Source organism: Streptomyces sp. DG1A-41, from assembly GCF_037055355.1.
Lineage (GTDB): Bacteria > Actinomycetota > Actinomycetes > Streptomycetales > Streptomycetaceae > Streptomyces.
In genome coordinates, this window is the sequence record NZ_CP146350.1 from 559,466 (window position 1) to 574,178 (window position 14,713).

The 14,713-nt window shown below is 71.4% G+C and carries 11 protein-coding genes and 4 pseudogenes; 7 read left to right on the forward strand and 8 right to left on the reverse strand.

Translation table 11 applies throughout. From position 1 onward, the window contains the following. Nucleotides 1–208 precede the first annotated feature (208 nt). Together V8690_RS02710 and V8690_RS02715 are read right to left on the reverse strand one after the other, a co-directional pair. Nucleotides 209–403: pseudogene (locus V8690_RS02710) on the reverse strand (IS481 family transposase); the annotation flags it as partial. Between the two features lie 12 nt (nt 404–415). After that, nucleotides 416–1,402, reverse strand: a complete 987-nt coding sequence (locus tag V8690_RS02715; RefSeq protein WP_338775680.1) for a hypothetical protein — start codon at nt 1,400–1,402, stop codon at nt 416–418. A 272-nt stretch (nt 1,403–1,674) separates the two neighbouring features. Here V8690_RS02715 and V8690_RS02720 point away from each other — a divergent pair. Together V8690_RS02720 and V8690_RS02725 are read left to right on the forward strand one after the other, a co-directional pair. Continuing rightward, nucleotides 1,675–2,046 (forward strand): annotated as a pseudogene (locus V8690_RS02720) (hypothetical protein); the annotation flags it as partial. 254 nt (nt 2,047–2,300) lie between these two features. Continuing rightward, nucleotides 2,301–2,834, forward strand: a complete 534-nt coding sequence (locus tag V8690_RS02725) for a TerD family protein (protein WP_338775681.1) — start codon at nt 2,301–2,303, stop codon at nt 2,832–2,834. 408 nt (nt 2,835–3,242) lie between these two features. Here the strand turns inward: V8690_RS02725 and V8690_RS02730 are convergent. Continuing rightward, a pseudogene (locus tag V8690_RS02730) lies at nt 3,243–3,978 on the reverse strand (pirin family protein). Between the two features lie 239 nt (nt 3,979–4,217). Between V8690_RS02730 and V8690_RS02735 the strand changes: the two are divergent. Further along, nucleotides 4,218–4,508: a tetratricopeptide repeat protein gene (locus tag V8690_RS02735; RefSeq protein WP_338785224.1), complete on the forward strand. Its 291-nt coding sequence runs from the start codon at nt 4,218–4,220 to the stop codon at nt 4,506–4,508. Between the two features lie 82 nt (nt 4,509–4,590). Here the strand turns inward: V8690_RS02735 and V8690_RS02740 are convergent, their stop codons facing one another. Beyond that, nucleotides 4,591–5,997: a PepSY domain-containing protein gene (locus V8690_RS02740; RefSeq protein ID WP_338775682.1), complete on the reverse strand. Its 1,407-nt coding sequence runs from the start codon at nt 5,995–5,997 to the stop codon at nt 4,591–4,593. 154 nt (nt 5,998–6,151) lie between these two features. Here V8690_RS02740 and V8690_RS02745 point away from each other — a divergent pair, with 154 nt between their 5' ends. Both V8690_RS02745 and V8690_RS02750 read left to right on the forward strand, forming a co-directional pair. Next, nucleotides 6,152–6,796, forward strand: coding sequence for a peptide deformylase (locus tag V8690_RS02745; RefSeq protein WP_338775683.1), 645 nt, complete (start codon nt 6,152–6,154; stop codon nt 6,794–6,796). 135 nt (nt 6,797–6,931) lie between these two features. Next, nucleotides 6,932–8,498 (forward strand): annotated as a pseudogene (locus V8690_RS02750) (ABC-F family ATP-binding cassette domain-containing protein); the annotation flags it as partial. A 67-nt stretch (nt 8,499–8,565) separates the two neighbouring features. Here the strand turns inward: V8690_RS02750 and V8690_RS02755 are convergent. Beyond that, nucleotides 8,566–9,996, reverse strand: coding sequence for an NAD(P)/FAD-dependent oxidoreductase (locus tag V8690_RS02755; RefSeq protein WP_338775684.1), 1,431 nt, complete (start codon nt 9,994–9,996; stop codon nt 8,566–8,568). Between the two features lie 118 nt (nt 9,997–10,114). Between V8690_RS02755 and trxA the strand changes: the two genes are divergently transcribed. Then, complete coding sequence (gene trxA, locus V8690_RS02760; protein ID WP_020273887.1) at nt 10,115–10,507, forward strand: thioredoxin; 393 nt, start codon at nt 10,115–10,117, stop codon at nt 10,505–10,507. Here the strand turns inward: trxA and V8690_RS02765 are convergent. From V8690_RS02765 to V8690_RS02775, 3 genes are all read right to left on the reverse strand, one after another. Continuing rightward, entirely contained in the window at nt 10,504–11,940 is a 1,437-nt protein-coding gene (locus V8690_RS02765; protein ID WP_338775685.1) for a benzaldehyde dehydrogenase, read from the reverse strand. The two genes, trxA and V8690_RS02765, sit on opposite strands and share 4 nt — an antisense overlap. A 238-nt stretch (nt 11,941–12,178) precedes the next feature. Beyond that, a complete protein-coding gene (locus V8690_RS02770; protein ID WP_338775686.1) occupies nt 12,179–13,216 on the reverse strand; it encodes a LacI family DNA-binding transcriptional regulator in 1,038 nt (345 codons plus the stop codon). Between the two features lie 93 nt (nt 13,217–13,309). Next, nucleotides 13,310–13,978 carry a helix-turn-helix domain-containing protein gene (locus V8690_RS02775; RefSeq protein WP_338775687.1) on the reverse strand — a complete coding sequence of 223 codons (669 nt, stop codon included), beginning with the start codon at nt 13,976–13,978 and terminating at the stop codon, nt 13,310–13,312. Between the two features lie 129 nt (nt 13,979–14,107). Here V8690_RS02775 and V8690_RS02780 point away from each other — a divergent pair, with 129 nt between their 5' ends. Further along, a complete protein-coding gene (locus V8690_RS02780; RefSeq protein ID WP_338775689.1) occupies nt 14,108–14,671 on the forward strand; it encodes an NAD(P)H-dependent oxidoreductase in 564 nt (187 codons plus the stop codon). Nucleotides 14,672–14,713: the final 42 nt, after the last annotated feature.

The window sequence follows — 14,713 nt, forward strand, 5'->3', positions numbered from 1 at the left end:
CCTCCGGTTGCATCAACGCGAACTGACACGCCGTCATTCCCGAGCCTCAGAGATTTCATTCTGATTCCAGTCCTTAGCCAGGGGGCGAGACCGCACGCCACGCACATGCCGTACACGCCTGAACACCCAGCTGATGTCTGTCAGGCACAGGTTCCTGGGACTACATGCCAAACATGCCTACCGATCAATTGGAGCTTCAGCGACTGCCCGCAGCATTGTCCGTGACGATGCGTTCGATGCGGATGGTGATGCCGTGGGCTGCGGACCAAACCCTTGCCCGGTGCGGGAACGCGATGGCGGTAGTGGTTTCCTCGTCGGGCAGCGCTTCGGTGTAGGCGAGTCGGCTGAATCCGTCGATGGCGGAGTGAAGGTAGACGTATCGGCCGGACCGGCATCCGGGGCGCGCCGGCTCCGGTCAGGCCGGTTGCTCCTGCGCCGCGGCCGGGGCAGGCGGTTGCGGGTGGATGTGCAGCCGCACGGTCAGCGCGCTCACACAGCCGGCGAGGATGCCGAAGACGAGCGCCGCAGACACACCTGAGCCGGTAGAGACGTAGTACAGCAGTGGCCCGCCGGTGCTGCCCTGATAGGAGAGTAGCGAGTTCCACATTCCACTCACCTCGACGCCGAGGGTGGTGGCGGCGACGGCGCCGAGCGCGTAGGCGGGGTAGGTCACGCGGTCGAGCAGGACGGGCAGCAGCCGCAGCCCCCACCAGACCAGGGCGAGCAGCGCCACGTCGCCGAGCCGGTACAGCAGCCAGCGCCCGGAGGCGGAGCTGGTGGGCATGGTCCAGGCACTGAGCTGGACCCACTGCCGCAGCAGATCACCGGGCTCGGACAGCAGCCCTCCGCCCCCGAACCCGGTCTGGATGCGCCCGGCGACCCAATCGTTGGAGAGCACGATGAGGGCGAAGGCGACCACGCCGGTGCCCAGGGTTGCGGCGAGCCGTGCGATGGCCGTGGTCGGCACGGCCAGGCGTGGTTCTGATGTCGCCTCGCGCCGCAGCAGGGTCATGAGGCCGGTGGCCGCCGCTGCGGCCACCAAGGCGGCGCTCACCGGGAGTTCGCGGCCCTGGGACATGGCGCTCGCGAGGCCGGGTAGCAGCCGGAATGTCGCCGAGCCGCCGGAAGCGACCATCCATGGCGCGGAGACAGTGACAGCGAGCATGGCCGCGGAGATGCCCCAGCCCCACAGGGCTGCCACGGAGACCACAGCGCGCCCGACGCCGCGGCCCGAGATCCGACGCAACAGCGGCAGCGCGCCGCATGGAAAGAGCAGGACGATCGCGGCGTAGCGCACCCGCATGGCGGTCTCTCTCAGAGCCGCGTAGTCCGCGCCGTGACCGGCCGCGCCGGCGGGATCGGTGAACTGGGTTGAGGACGGGAGGTCGGTCGACCACGGCATCGTCCACGCCACCAGGCGGTTTGCTTGGTCGGGGCCGAAGAATCGCGTGGCGCCAGGCAAACTGAGTGCGTGGGCACTGGAGCCCGCGCACCAGAGCAGTCCAGCCAGCAACAGCGCCCCGAAGAGCGCCGGTCCAAGCACACGCCGATACGTCATTGTTTGATCCCACCCTTTGCCCGCTCCTGCGGGTTCCGCATCCGCCAATCGGCGGATGCATGACAACGGCGACAGGTGTATCAGACACCGAAGGCGCGTTCACCTTCGTACGCAGGATTTGGGTGCCCCAGGTCGGGCCGGGCCGCCCCCGCCTGCGTCCCGCCCACGTGCTGGGCGACAAGGGCTACAGCTCCCGGGCCATCCGGACCCGCCTCAGACGGCGGGGCATCGCCCACACCATCCCCGAACCGGCAGACCAGATCCGCGACCGGCTCCGGCGAGGCAGCCGTGGCGGTCGCCCGCCGCCGGCCTTCGACAGAGAGCGTTACGCCACCCGCTACGACAAGACCGCCGAGTCCTACCAAGCAGCCGTCACCCTCGCTCCTGATGCGGGCGTGACGTTTGAAGACGTGACCGATGGTGCACTGCTCTTCCGGGTTGTGGTGCCGGACGTCTGGCGGTGCCCGGCACCAGCAGGCGGCCCCTGATCGCCGACCGCATAGTGACTCGGACAGGCGGCTGTGCCCCGGCGAACTGTCGCCAGCCACGCGGAAAGTCATGGAACCACACGTCACCGAAGGCCGGAAGGAGACCCGTGCCGCCAATGACCACAGCCTGTGGAGCACCCAACGACCCGCCGAAGGAGCAGGCCGCACGAGGCTTCAACAGGTCCGCCGACGGCCATACTTGACCCTGCGGGGATCATCCCGTGGTGGCTTGAAATGGGAGAGGCAGCAAACCGGTGAACAGTGACAACCAAGGAGTGGGGAAAGTCGAGGTTCGGCTCAAATGGGACCCGAGCCCCTGGGACCAGCCACCCCATCACCTCGACATCATCGCCGCGACCTATTCGGCGGAGGCCCCCTACGGGCGGCCGGTGTACGTCGTCCACTTCGACAGTCGCTCACCGGATGGCACCATCAACATGAGCCGGCACAGCCAGACCGGTCAAGGCTTCGGCTTCGTCGAGGTAATGGTCCTGGAACTCAATCGCCTCGCGTCCTCCTTCGCAAGGGTGGTTGTGGGCGTAGCGATCCACCAGGACAGCGGACGCAAGACCTTCGGCGGCATATCGAACGCAGGAGTGTTGGTCGTCGAGGGTTACAAGGAGCTACTCAAGAACGACTTCGCACAGGTCGCCGGATCCACCGCCGCCACCGTCGCGGAGTTCACCCGGGACACCTCGGCGGCGTGGAAGTTTCACCAGATGGTCCGTGGGTTCGACAGCGACCCCGTGGTCTTCGCCTCGGAGATGGGCAGTACCCCGCGGCCCTGACCGGCAGCAGCACACAGATGCACACGCCGCCAACGGTGGCTTCATAAGCACCTGGCGCCGAGTAGCAAAGACCGAAACGTCACCGTCCCGGCCAGCGCTGTCATCCGCCTCGGGGGGGCTGGTCGCAGGCGCACAGCAAGCCCTCGGTGCGTTGGTTGCTTGATGGACTGCCGGTCGACTCGACGCTGCCTCTCCACCCGCTGGGCGACCTCGGCAGGGTCGGCGCCCGCGCACAGCCAGAGCGGTGACACACTGGATCTTGTGCATTCTCCGCAAGGCGGCAGCGTGAGTGACGCTGCGCTTCCACAACGCCGGACTCGACCGCCAGCCAGGTCAGCATTGGTCCGGACACCACCGAACCCGCAAACGCCTACCCAAGCGCCGAGGCTGGAAAAAGAGCCCCTCCCCTCAGCCTGACGAGGCGTCAGCAAAAGTCGGCATTAGGTCAGCAAGAGTTCTGCCACAGCCGCCAACAGAAGCCCCGTCATACTCCTTCACCTCCCCAAACCGCGCCCCCTTCCATCGAGTCATGACGGGCCTGTTCGATCTCCTCCTGCGACCGTCCGATCCAGTTCCAGAACGTACGCCGTGCCGGGGGAGGTCGTGCCGTCGAGGTCGCCGAGGATCAGCGTCGCCTTGATGCCGTGTGCCGTGAGACCGGCAGGTCGGCGTGGTGTTCGAAGCGGGGGTCGGTGTGGCGGTGGCCGTCCGGGAGGGCGACCCACAGTTGCGCGCCGTGCAGAAACGGGCGTGCGAGCGAGGGGCTCTCCTCGGAGTGGCTGATCGCCCGGCCGGAGGTCATCAGGCCCAGTTCGCGCGGCCGGATCGTCTGGAGGCTGCCGGTGGAGTCACGGTGCAGCACATCCCCCCGTGCAACCAGCTCACCGCCTGGAGGCCCATGTGGGGATGCGGCGGCACCTGCATGTCGGCTTCGTCGGCGATGTCGTCGGGGCCGTAGTGGTCGATGATGCACCCCGACCATAAGGCGGCCGAGGTTGGGCAGCAGCCTGCGAACCTCGCTGGACTCGCCCAGTTCGACATGGCGATGACTGAGGGGTTCGCGAACCGGCTCGGCCACGACGCAGCCGCGGCCACCGCACAGGGAGGGAGCCGCCTCTCGCTCAGGATTGCTCCTGGCGCACAACCCAGTCCGGTGGAAGGGGTTGCGTCAGCGCGTCATTCGGGCGGCCGCGCAGGCCCCCGCGGCGGCGAGCGGGCCGAGGCCGAGCCGGCCGCCCTGACTGAGTGGCGGCCCGTTTCAGTCGTGGAATATTGAACCAACCCGTTCGGTTGTCGGCCTCGAAGGAGGCACGAGTGAACACGACCTACGACGCGACGTACTACGCCCACGGGACACCGGCGGAGCGCTGGGAGCGCGCGCAGATGTTCTTCGACGCCAAGGACTACGCCGCCGCCGCGCGCGTCCTGGGCGGGCTGGTCGAGGAGGTGCCCGAGCAGACCGGGCCGCGGCTGCTGCTGGCGCGTTCCTACTACCACTCGGCCCAACTGCGGCGCGCGGAGGCCGAGTTGCGGACGATCATCGAGCGGGACCCCGTCGAGCACTATGCCCGGCTGATGCTCGGCCGCACGCTCCAGCGGCAGAACCGGCACGAGGAGGCGGAGTCGCATCTGCGGATCGCCTCGGCGCTCGCGGGTGACTTCGAGCAGCGCTGACCGTCACGTACCCGAAGGTGCCCGGCTCCGTATGGAGCCGGGCACCTGTGCGCCAGCGGGTCTGTTCCTGCGCGGCGGTCCGCTACTGCGCCGGCGTCCCGGCCCCGTACGTCCGTCGTCCCCGACGGTAGGCGATCTCGCCCAGCAGGATGTCGACGGCCAGGAACGCCGCCAGCGGGATGCCGAAGAGAGGCAGGAAATAGCCGAGTACGGCGACCCCCGCCAGCAGCGGGACCAGGATCTGTGGCGGTACCTGCTGCCAGGCGCCGCGCGGGATCGGGCGGCCGAAGGCGGTGCCGCGGCCGCGCTGCCACCACATGCGGTAGCCCCACACGATGAGCAGGATCAGACAGAGCGCGAGCAGCATCAGGGCGATCTGGTTGGCCAGACCGAAGAGGATCCCGGTGTGCAGGTCGATCCCCCACCGGGTGAGCTTCGCGAGCACCGGGTAGTCGGCGAACCGCAGCACGTCCATGACCTCTCCGCTCGCCGGGTCGATCGCGACGGAGTCCTGCTTCTCGGGCCAGCTGCGCTGCACCTGCTTGACGACGTACGCCGATTTCGCGTCCGCCGGTGGCACGAGCTCGACCGGGTCGCTCAGGCCTTCGGACCGGGCCGCGGCCAGGACCTTGTCCAGGCCCACCCCGTGCGCGGCGTCTCCGGCCTGCCCGGCGGCGGAGTCGTGGCCGGCGTGTTCACCGCCCGCCGACGCCGACACCGACGGGGTGGCCTGCCCCAGCGAGGTCCGCAGCTCGTCGATGCCGGCCCCGGCGTAGGCCGACCAGGTCAGACCGGTCGCCGAGAGGAAGAAGAACCCGGCCGCCGCCCACACGCCGATACTGCCGTGCAGTCCGAGGGTGCGGCGCCGTCCGTTCGTCCCCCGCACCTTGCGCAGGTCACGGCGGCGGGAGAACCACAGCACCAGCCCGCCGGCCGAGATCACCCACAGCCAGCTGGCCGCCAGTTCGCTGTACAGCCGGCCCGGCTCGCCCAGGTGCAGGTCCCGGTGGAACTCGTCGATCCAGGTGCGCAGCGGCAGCGCGCCGGTCGAGCCGTACTGTTCGAGGGTGCCGCGCACCGTCGCGGTGTACGGGTCGACGAACACGGCGAGCGTGTGTCCCTCGTCGACGCCCGGGACACCGGACAGCATCACCCTGGTCGTCGCGTCCGCCTCGGGTGAGGGACGTACGGCCGAGATCGTGCCCTCGGGGTGGGCCTTGCGGGCGGCGGCCACCTGCTCGCTGATCGGCAGCTTCCGCTCGCCCGCGGGGACGGTCAGTTCGTGGGCGTAGACGATCTTCTCGGCCTGGAACGAGGCGGCGTAGAGCAGGCCGGTGACGGCGGCGACGAGGAGGAACGGCGCCACCAGCACTCCGGCGTAGAAGTGCAGACGGAGGATCAGCGGACGCAGTGGGGCCCAGCCGTTCTTCGACGGTGCCGGGGTGGGTTGCGGGGCCTCGTCCGTGGTGGTCGAGGGAACGGTGGTCATCGGCGGGCTTCTCCGGGGGACGTCATCTTGGCCGTCGCAGTGCGGTCGTCGGCCGTGGCGGTGCAGTAGTCGGGCCGGCGGGGCGTCCAGTTCCCGAAGGAGGTGTGTGATGTGTGTCACGCGAGGGGGGTGGGTGCCGTGTCATCCTGACGCGATGGGAACTCCGAGCGATCGCGCACCCCTGGCCGAGCGGGTCGAGGAACTCCTCGCCGACGGCGGCCCGTTGACCATCGTGGCGGCCGGCGATCCGGTACTGCGGCGCGACACCGAGCCGTACGACGGTCAACTGGGGCCCGCGCTGCTGGCCCGGTTCGTCGAGGCCCTGCGGGTCACCATGCGCGCGGCGCCGGGGGTCGGTCTGGCGGCGCCGCAGGTCGGTGTGCCGCTCAGGATCGCGGTGATCGAGGATCCGGCGCCGGTGCCGGAGGAGGTGCGGCTGGCGCGCGGGCGGGTGCCGCAGCCGTTCCGGGTGCTGGTCAATCCCGCCTACGAGCCCGTCGGCGGCGCGCGGGCCGCGTTCTTCGAGGGCTGTCTCAGCGTGCCGGGCTGGCAGGCGGTGGTGGCGCGGCCCGCCCAGGTGCGGCTGACCGGACAGGACGAGCACGGGCACGCGCTGGACGAGGTGTTCACGGGCTGGCCCGCGCGAATCGTGCAGCACGAGACGGACCATCTCGACGGGGTGCTGTATCTGGACCGGGCCGAGTCGCGTTCGCTGTCGTCCAACCGGGCCGTGACGGAGCGCTGGGCGCAGCCGACGCCCGAGCAGGCCGCGCGGGCGCTCGGCTTCGAGCTGCCGTAGGGCCCAGAAAATCGGAGGCGCCCGACAGGCGCCTTCCGTTACCGTGACGTCCATGTCTACGCCCCGAATTTCCTAGCAAGAGGACCCGCTTCCACGCCACCCGTGTGTCCTCTTGCTTGTTCGGAGCGTTTCCTCATGATCACCGTTCGTGACGTCGACGTGCGCGTGGGCGCGCGTCTGCTGCTGTCCGGCGTCTCCTTCCACGTCTCCCCTGGCGACCGCATCGGCCTGGTCGGCCGCAACGGCACGGGAAAGACAACCCTGTTGCACACCCTGGCGGGCACCCTGCGGCCCGCCGCCGGGACCGTCGCCCGCACCGGTGACGTCGGCCATCTCCCGCAGGACTCCCGCGCGGCCGACCAGTCGGTCACCATCACCGACCGGATCCTGTCCGCGCGCGGCCTGGACGACGCCGTGCGGGCGCTGCGCCGGGCCGAGTCCGTCATGGCCGACGGGACGGAGCGGTCGATGAACGCCTATGTGCGGGCCGAGGCCGAGTTCCAGGCGCGCGGCGGATACGCGGCCGAGGCGGAGGCCGCCCGGGTCGCCGCCGGAGTGGGACTGCCGGCGGGGCTGATGGACCGGCCGCTGCGCGCCCTGTCGGGCGGTCAGCGCCGGCGCGTGGAGCTGGCCCGCATCCTGTTCGCCGGGCACGGCACGCTACTGCTGGACGAGCCGACGAACCATCTGGACGCCGACTCGGTCGCCTGGCTGCGCGGGTTCCTCACAAGCCACCAGGGCGGGCTCGTGATGATCAGCCACGACACGTCCCTGCTGGCCGGCACCGTGAACCGGGTCTTCCATCTGGACCCGGGGCGCGCCGCGCTCGACGTCCACAACACCGGCTGGGACGGGTATCGGGTCCAGCGGGACGCCGACGAGCGGCGACGGGCCCGCGAGCGGGCGAACGCCGAGCGCAAGGCGGCGGCGTTGCACGCCCAGGCCGACAAGATGCGCGCCCGGGTGGCGACCGCGGTGGCCGCACGGAACATGGCCCGCCGCGCCGACCGGATGCTCGCGGACCTCGAGCCGGCCCGGCGCGCCGAGAAGACGGCCAGGATCCGGCTGCCCGAGCCGGCGCCCTGTGGCCGGATCCCGCTCGGCGCGGTCAGCCTGACCAGGTCGTACGGCGGTCAGCACGTTCTGCGGGGCGTCGATCTCGCCGTCGACCGGGGCAGTCGTCTGGTGGTGCTAGGGCCCAACGGTGCCGGAAAGACGACCCTGTTGCGGATCCTCGCAGGGCAGGACATGCCGGACGGCGGCCGGGTGGTCCACGGGCACGGGCTGCGCCTCGGCTACTTCGCCCAGGAACACGACACGCTGGATTCGGAGAGGACGGTCCGTGAGCATCTGGCAGGTGCCGCCCCGCACCTCACCGACGGCGAAGTCCGCCAGGTCCTGGGCTCGTTCCTGTTTCTCCGGCGACGACGCCGACAAGCGCGTCGGTGTCCTCTCCGGCGGCGAGAAGACCCGGCTCGCCCTGGCGGGCCTGGTGCACTCGGGCGCGAACGTGCTGCTCCTCGACGAGCCCACCAACAACCTCGACCCGGCCTCCCGTGCCGAGGTCCTGGCCGCGGTGGGCACCTACCCGGGCGCGATCGTCATGGTCACGCACGACGAGGACGCCGTCGACGCGCTGCGGCCGGACCGGGTGCTGCTGCTGCCGGAGGCGGAGGAGGACCTGTGGAGCGACGACCACCGGCCGGCTGCCGGAAGTCCGGGGCCGTCACGTGCCTGGCGTCCGGCCCCGGGGCCGGACGATCCGGAGGTCAGGAATCCCGGTACGCCTCCAGCAGCCGCAGCCACACCTCGCCGATCGTCGGGTACGAGGGAACCGCGTGCCACAGGCGGCCGACCGGGACCTGGCCGGCGACAGCGATCGTGGCGGAGTGGATGAGCTCGCCGACGCCGGGGCCGACGAGGGTCACACCGCGCAGGATCTCGTCCTCGAGGTCGACGACCATGCGGGCGCGGCCCTTGTATCCGTCGGCGAACAGGCCCGCGCCCGCGACGGTGGACAGGTCCACGTCGACGGCCTTCACGCGATGCCCCGCCTGCTCGGCCTCGGCGAGCGACAGGCCGACGGCCGCCGCCTCCGGGTCGGTGAAGACGACCTGGGGGACGGCGGCGTGGTCGGCGGTCGCGGCATGCGCGCCCCACGGCTGTGCGAGGAGGGTCTCTCCGGTGGCCCGGGCGGCGATGGCGGCACCCGCGATACGGGCCTGGTACTTGCCCTGGTGGGTGAGCAGGGCGCGCTGGTTGACGTCGCCGACCGCGTACAGCCAGTCATGGCCGGTGACGCGGAGGCTGTCGTCGACGTCGAGCCAGGAGCCGGGTTCCAGGCCGATCGTCTCCAGGCCGAGGTCGTCGGTGCGCGGCGCGCGGCCGGTCGCGAAGAGGATCTCGTCGGCCTCGAAGCGGTCGCCGCTGTCCGTGACGGCCACCACGGTGCCGTTGTCGCGGGCCACCGATTCCACCGACGTGCCGGTGCGGACGTCCGCACCGGCCTCGGTGAGCGCCTCGGCGACGAGTTCCCCGGCGAAGGGCTCCATCCGGGCGAGCAGGCCCTTGCCGCGGACCAGCATGGTGACCTTCGAGCCCAGGGCCTGCCAGACGGTGGCCATCTCGGTGGCGACGACGCCGCCGCCGACCACGATCAGGCGGCCGGGCACGTGCTTGGAGCTGGTGGCCTCCCGGCTGGTCCACGGCCGGACCTCGTCCAGTCCGGGCAGCCCGGGCAGGGCGGCACGGCTGCCGGCGCAGACGGCGACGGCGTGCCGGGCGGTCAGGACGCGTTCACCGCCGTCCGGGCCGGTGACCGTCACCGTGCGCGGGCCGGTGAGGCGGCCGTGGCCGCGGTACAGGTCGGCGCCGATGCTGTCGAGCCATCCGACCTGTCCGTCGTCCTTCCAGTCGGAGGTGTAGTAGTCCCGGTGGGCGAGGACCGCGGACGCGTCGAGGGGACCCCGCACCGACTGGCTCAGGCCCGGCACACGGCGAGCGTCCGCGCGGGCGATGACCGGCCGCAGCAGGGCCTTGCTGGGCATGCACGCCCAGTACGAGCACTCGCCGCCGACCAGTTCGCTCTCCACGACCGCGGTGGTCAGACCGGCCGCGCGGGTGCGGTCGGCGACGTTCTCCCCCACGGGCCCGGCCCCGACCACCACGACGTCGTACGCGTTGGTTTCCGTTTCCGTCATGGGGTCAGTCTGGTGGGTGGTGTGCGCCCTGGCCACACGGGTAGGGGCGCGGAATACGTGCCAGGTCGGCCGTGTTGTGCCGACGGCTTGACCCACACCAGGAAGAGGGATTTACGCCATGAGCAGCACCGTGGAGCTCACCAAGGAGAACTTCGACCAGACGGTCACGGACAACGAGTTCGTCCTGATCGACTTCTGGGCGTCCTGGTGCGGGCCGTGCAAGCAGTTCGCGCCGGTCTACGAGAAGGCGGCGGAGGAGAACCCGGACCTCGTGTTCGGCAAGGTGGACACCGAGGCGCAGCCGGAGCTGGCCGCGGCCTTCGGTATCCAGTCGATTCCCACGCTGATGATCGTCCGTGACCAGGTCGCCGTGTTCGCCCAGCCGGGTGCCCTGCCCGAGGCCGCCCTGACGGACGTCATCGGGCAGGCCCGGAACCTCGACATGGACGAGGTCCGCAAGGCGATCGCCGAGCAGCAGGCCCAGGAGGGCCAGCAGGCGCCCCAGGGCTAGAAGGGATACGGGGCCACGTCTCCGCGTACCGTCGTCCAGCGCAGTTCGGTGAAGGCCTCCAGGTTGGCCTCGCCGCCGAAGCGGGCGCCGGTGCCGGAGGCGGCCACTCCGCCGAAGGGCGCCACGGCCTCGTCGTTGACGGTCTGGTCGTTGATGTGGACGATGCCGGTCGGTATGCGCTCGGCGAGGTCCAGGCCGCGGGCCGTATCGCGGGTGACGATGCCCAGGGAGAGTCCGTATTGGCTCTGCGCGGCCAGGGCCGCCGCCTCGTCGGCGGTGGTGAAGGAGCGTACGGGCGCGACGGGGCCGAAGACCTCCTCCGCGTAGGCCGGGGTGTGGTCGCCGACGTGGGCGAGGACCGTGGGCCGGTAGAAGAGCCGGTCGTGGGTGCCGCCCGCGGCGAGCTTGGCGCCCGCGGCCTTGCTGGACTCGACCAGGCCGCTGATCTTGGCGAGCTGGCCGGAGTCGATGATCGGGCCGAGGTGGACCTGTTCGCGGTACGGGTCGCCGACGGCGAGTGAGTCCGCCTTGGCGGCGAGCCGTTCGACGTACTCGTCGTACAGGGACGCGTGCACCAGGTGGCGTCCGGTCGTCATGCAGATCTGGCCCTGGTGGAAGAACGAGCCCCAGGCGGCGGTGGAGATCACGGCGTCGAGGTCGGCGTCCGCCAACACGATCAGGGCCGAGTTGCCGCCCAGTTCCAGGTGGGCCCGCTTGAGGTGGCGGCCGGCGGCCTCGCCCACGGCCCGCCCGGCGGGGGTGGAGCCGGTGAACGAGATGACCGGCAGGCGCGGGTCGGCGACCAGGGCCTGTCCGGCGTCCGCGCCGCCGGGGAGCACGTGCAGCAGGTCCTGCGGCAGGCCCGCGGCGGCGAAGACCGCGGCGAGGGACAGCCCTCCGCAGACGGCGGTGCGCGGGTCGGGCTTGAGGACGACAGCGTTGCCGAGGGCCAGGGCCGGTGCGACGGAGCGGATGGACAGGATCAGCGGGGCGTTGAACGGGGAGATCACGCCCACGACACCGGCCGGGACGCGGCGCGTGTACGACAGGCGCGGCGCCTCGCTGGGCAGGACCTGGCCGGCCGGACGGGAGGCGAGCGCGGCGGCCTCGTAGCACTCCTGGGCTGCGACGTGCAGTTCGAAGTCGGCCTTGCCGGGGACGGAACCGGATTCGCGGACGAGCCACTCGCGCAGTTCGGCGGCGTGTGCCGTGAACAGGTCGCCGGCCTTGCGGAGTACAGCTGCCCGGGCGAAGTGCGGGGCGCGGGCCCACTCGCGCTGGGCGGCGGCGGCCCTCCCGGCGGCGGCCCCGACGTCCTCAGGGGTGGCGAGGGCGAGGGTGCCGAGGGTTTGGCCGGTGGCGGGCTCGGTGACGGTGTACCCGGGCCCCGTCAGGGGCTGGGGCTGCCAGGTCCTGGTGTCGAGCAACGGCATGACGGCTCTCCGATCGATCGGTACCGGCTGACGGGGTGGTCGGATTTCCCGTGAGTGCGCGGCCGGTTCGGCGGTCATAGGGCGGGACGCGGCGACCGGGCCGCATCCGTGCGTGCCGGTGGCCCGCGTTCGCACGCGTCCCCATTTTGTTGAGCGTGCAACATCCTAGTCATGCGCAGGACGCCGAACGCCCCCTGCTCCGCCCCGCGCGGTCCGGACCCACCGCTACGGAGTCGGGTCAGCTCGACTCGCGGTGCAGCACCGTGGCACCCAGCACCTTGTGCGTCTCGGGCTCGGTGCCGGGCTTGCGCACGGCGCGGTCGACCAGTTCGGCGAGTTCACGGCCGGAGGGCAGTTCCAGGCGGACCGTGCTGAGCCGCGGCCGCAGCAGCCGGCCGAGCGTCAGATCGTCGGCGCCGATCACGGCCGTCTCCTCGGGGATGCGGATGCCCTCGTCCTGGAGGGCTCGCATCAGCAGCATCGCGTACTCGTCGTTGTAGGTGAACACGGCGTCCAGGCCGAGGCCCCGCCAGTGGGCGGCGAGGCGCGCGGCGGCCTCCTCGTCGTACGGGAGGGGCAGTTCGGTCACGGTGGCGTCGGTGCCCCGAAGGGACTGGCGCACGCCGTCGAGCCGGGGCGCGGAGAACGCCTCGAGGCCGGGTTCGCGCGGGACGACGACGCCGATGCGGCGCCTGCCGCTGTCGTAGAGGTGAGAGCCCGCGCTGTGGCCGACCACGTCGTGGTTTACGAGAAGGGCGTGCGCGCCCTCGATGGTCTCCGGGCCGAGGGTGACCACGGCCCGTGCCCCCGAACGCTTGAGCACCGCTACGCCGCGCGGGCCGAGCCCGGAACCGGGCACGAGCACGGCCACGGGCCGCAACTCGGCCCAGGCGCGGGCGGCTTCGTCGCCGTGCGGGCCGCCGGTGCCGTACTGCACGACCGTGTAGTCCAGGCTGCCGAGCGCGCCCTGGAGGTCGGTGAGGAACCGGTGGTAGAGCGGGCCGACGGGGAAGGTCGGCGCGGGGATGAGGACCATACGGCTGTGCCCGGCGCGCAGGCTGCGGGCCGCCGCGTGCGGGACGTACCCGAGTTCCCTCGCGGCCTCGTGGACCCGGCGGCGGGTGGGCTCGCTGATCCGTACGGCGCTGGTGTTGTTGAGGACGTAGGAGACGGTCGCGCGCGAGACACCGGCCAGGCGGGCCACGTCGGCGCTCGTGGGCACGGAGCGCGACGGTGCGGGGGACGGGGGCGCGGGCGTTTTCGGTATCTGCACCATGACGTACGGCATCTTGGCAGAAGCCCCAATGCGCCTTTCAGGCGGGGGAGTTGTGAGGAAGCCGTGAGCGGTCACGGCGCCCTGTCCGCGCGCTCAGCCGCCCGTGGCCGCGCCCGTCACCCGGTCGACGAGGTCGGCCCAGGCGTCCTCCAGGCGGGCCAGGGGTATCCCGCTCTGTCTGGTCAGGTGGTGGATCAGGGCGGGGTCGAGCTGGCCCATCAAGGTGTGGGAGAGCAGTTCGCAGTCCGCTTCCGGGACGACCTGGCGCAGCAGCATGGCCACGTGGTGGCGCAGCACCCGGCGGGGCGGGGTGGTGAAGCGGCGGCTGGCGCCCGGCTCGGCCGCCAGCTGCAGCTCCAGTTCGTCGGTCGAGCGGCGCAGCATCGCGCGGCCGAACGCCCGCAGCCGCTCCACGGGGGGCGCTCCGGGTCCGAGCGGCGGCGGCCCGGTGAGGAACGCGGCCTGGAACTTCTTCTCGGAGTGATCGAGCAGCGCCATGAGCAGACCGGTGCGGTCGCCGAACCGGCGGAAGACCGTGCCCTTGCCGACACGGGCTTCGGCGGCCACCGCCTCCATCGTGACGGCGTCCGCGCCGCGCTCCGCCACCAGCCGCGCGGCGGCCTCCAGCAGCCGGGCCCGGTTGCGCGCGGCGTCGGCCCGCAGGCACGGCTCGTCGGGCTCCAGGGCGGTGCCGAGCTGGAGCAGCTCGGGGTGGCCGACGGACTCCTGGGGCGTCGGGAAGGGCGGCGGGACGGTGGACATGAAGCCAGCGTAAAGCATCGGGACCAAAACTGGACCGCGGTCCGGTTAGGATGGTAGAACATTAAACGGACCCCGGTCCGTATCGTTACGGCAGTGTTCAGAGCCGTTCTTCACTACGTGGGAGTCAGCATGTCTGTTCGTATCCTCGCGCTCGTCGGCAGCCTTCGCGCCGGTTCGCACAACCGGCAGCTCGCCGAGGCCGCCGTCAAGCTCGCCCCCGAGGGTGCCGAGGTGGAACTGTTCGAGGGGCTGGCCGAGACCCCCTTCTACAACGAGGACATCGACGTCGAGGGCAGCGTTCCGGCCGCCGCCGCGAAGCTGCGTGAGGCCGCGAACGCGGCCGACGGCCTGATTCTGTTCACGCCCGAGTACAACGGCACCATCCCGGCCGTCCTGAAGAACGCCATCGACTGGCTGTCCCGCCCGTACGGTGCCGGTGCCCTCAGCGGCAAGCCGGTCGCCGTGGTCGGCACCGCGTTCGGCCAGTACGGCGGTGTCTGGGCGCACGACGAGACCCGCAAGTCCGTGGGCGTGGCCGGCGGCAAGGTGCTGGAGGACGTCAAGCTGTCCATCCCGGGCTCGATGACCCGCTTCGCCGAGACGCACCCGGCCGACGACGCCGAGGTCGCCGCGCAGCTGACCGAGGTCATCGCCCGTCTGCACAGCAACGCCACGGAGTCGGCCGCTGCCTGACCCGATCTCGCGCGGTGCCAGTGAGGGGCCGAGGCCGTTGCC

What these genes read in the sequence shown, in the direction of transcription:
- V8690_RS02715 (WP_338775680.1), bottom strand. Translation starts at nt 1,402, where the DNA reads ATGCCGTGGTCGACCGACCTCCCGTCCTCAACCCAGTTCACCGATCCC.
- V8690_RS02735 (WP_338785224.1), top strand. Translation starts at nt 4,218, where the DNA reads ATGTTCTTCGACGCCAAGGACTACGCCGCCGCCGCGCGCGTCCTGGGC.
- V8690_RS02740 (WP_338775682.1), bottom strand. Translation starts at nt 5,997, where the DNA reads ATGACCACCGTTCCCTCGACCACCACGGACGAGGCCCCGCAACCCACC.
- V8690_RS02745 (WP_338775683.1), top strand. Translation starts at nt 6,152, where the DNA reads ATGGGAACTCCGAGCGATCGCGCACCCCTGGCCGAGCGGGTCGAGGAA.
- V8690_RS02755 (WP_338775684.1), bottom strand. Translation starts at nt 9,996, where the DNA reads ATGACGGAAACGGAAACCAACGCGTACGACGTCGTGGTGGTCGGGGCC.
- trxA (WP_020273887.1), top strand. Translation starts at nt 10,115, where the DNA reads ATGAGCAGCACCGTGGAGCTCACCAAGGAGAACTTCGACCAGACGGTC.
- V8690_RS02765 (WP_338775685.1), bottom strand. Translation starts at nt 11,940, where the DNA reads ATGCCGTTGCTCGACACCAGGACCTGGCAGCCCCAGCCCCTGACGGGG.
- V8690_RS02770 (WP_338775686.1), bottom strand. Translation starts at nt 13,216, where the DNA reads ATGGTGCAGATACCGAAAACGCCCGCGCCCCCGTCCCCCGCACCGTCG.
- V8690_RS02775 (WP_338775687.1), bottom strand. Translation starts at nt 13,978, where the DNA reads ATGTCCACCGTCCCGCCGCCCTTCCCGACGCCCCAGGAGTCCGTCGGC.
- V8690_RS02780 (WP_338775689.1), top strand. Translation starts at nt 14,108, where the DNA reads ATGTCTGTTCGTATCCTCGCGCTCGTCGGCAGCCTTCGCGCCGGTTCG.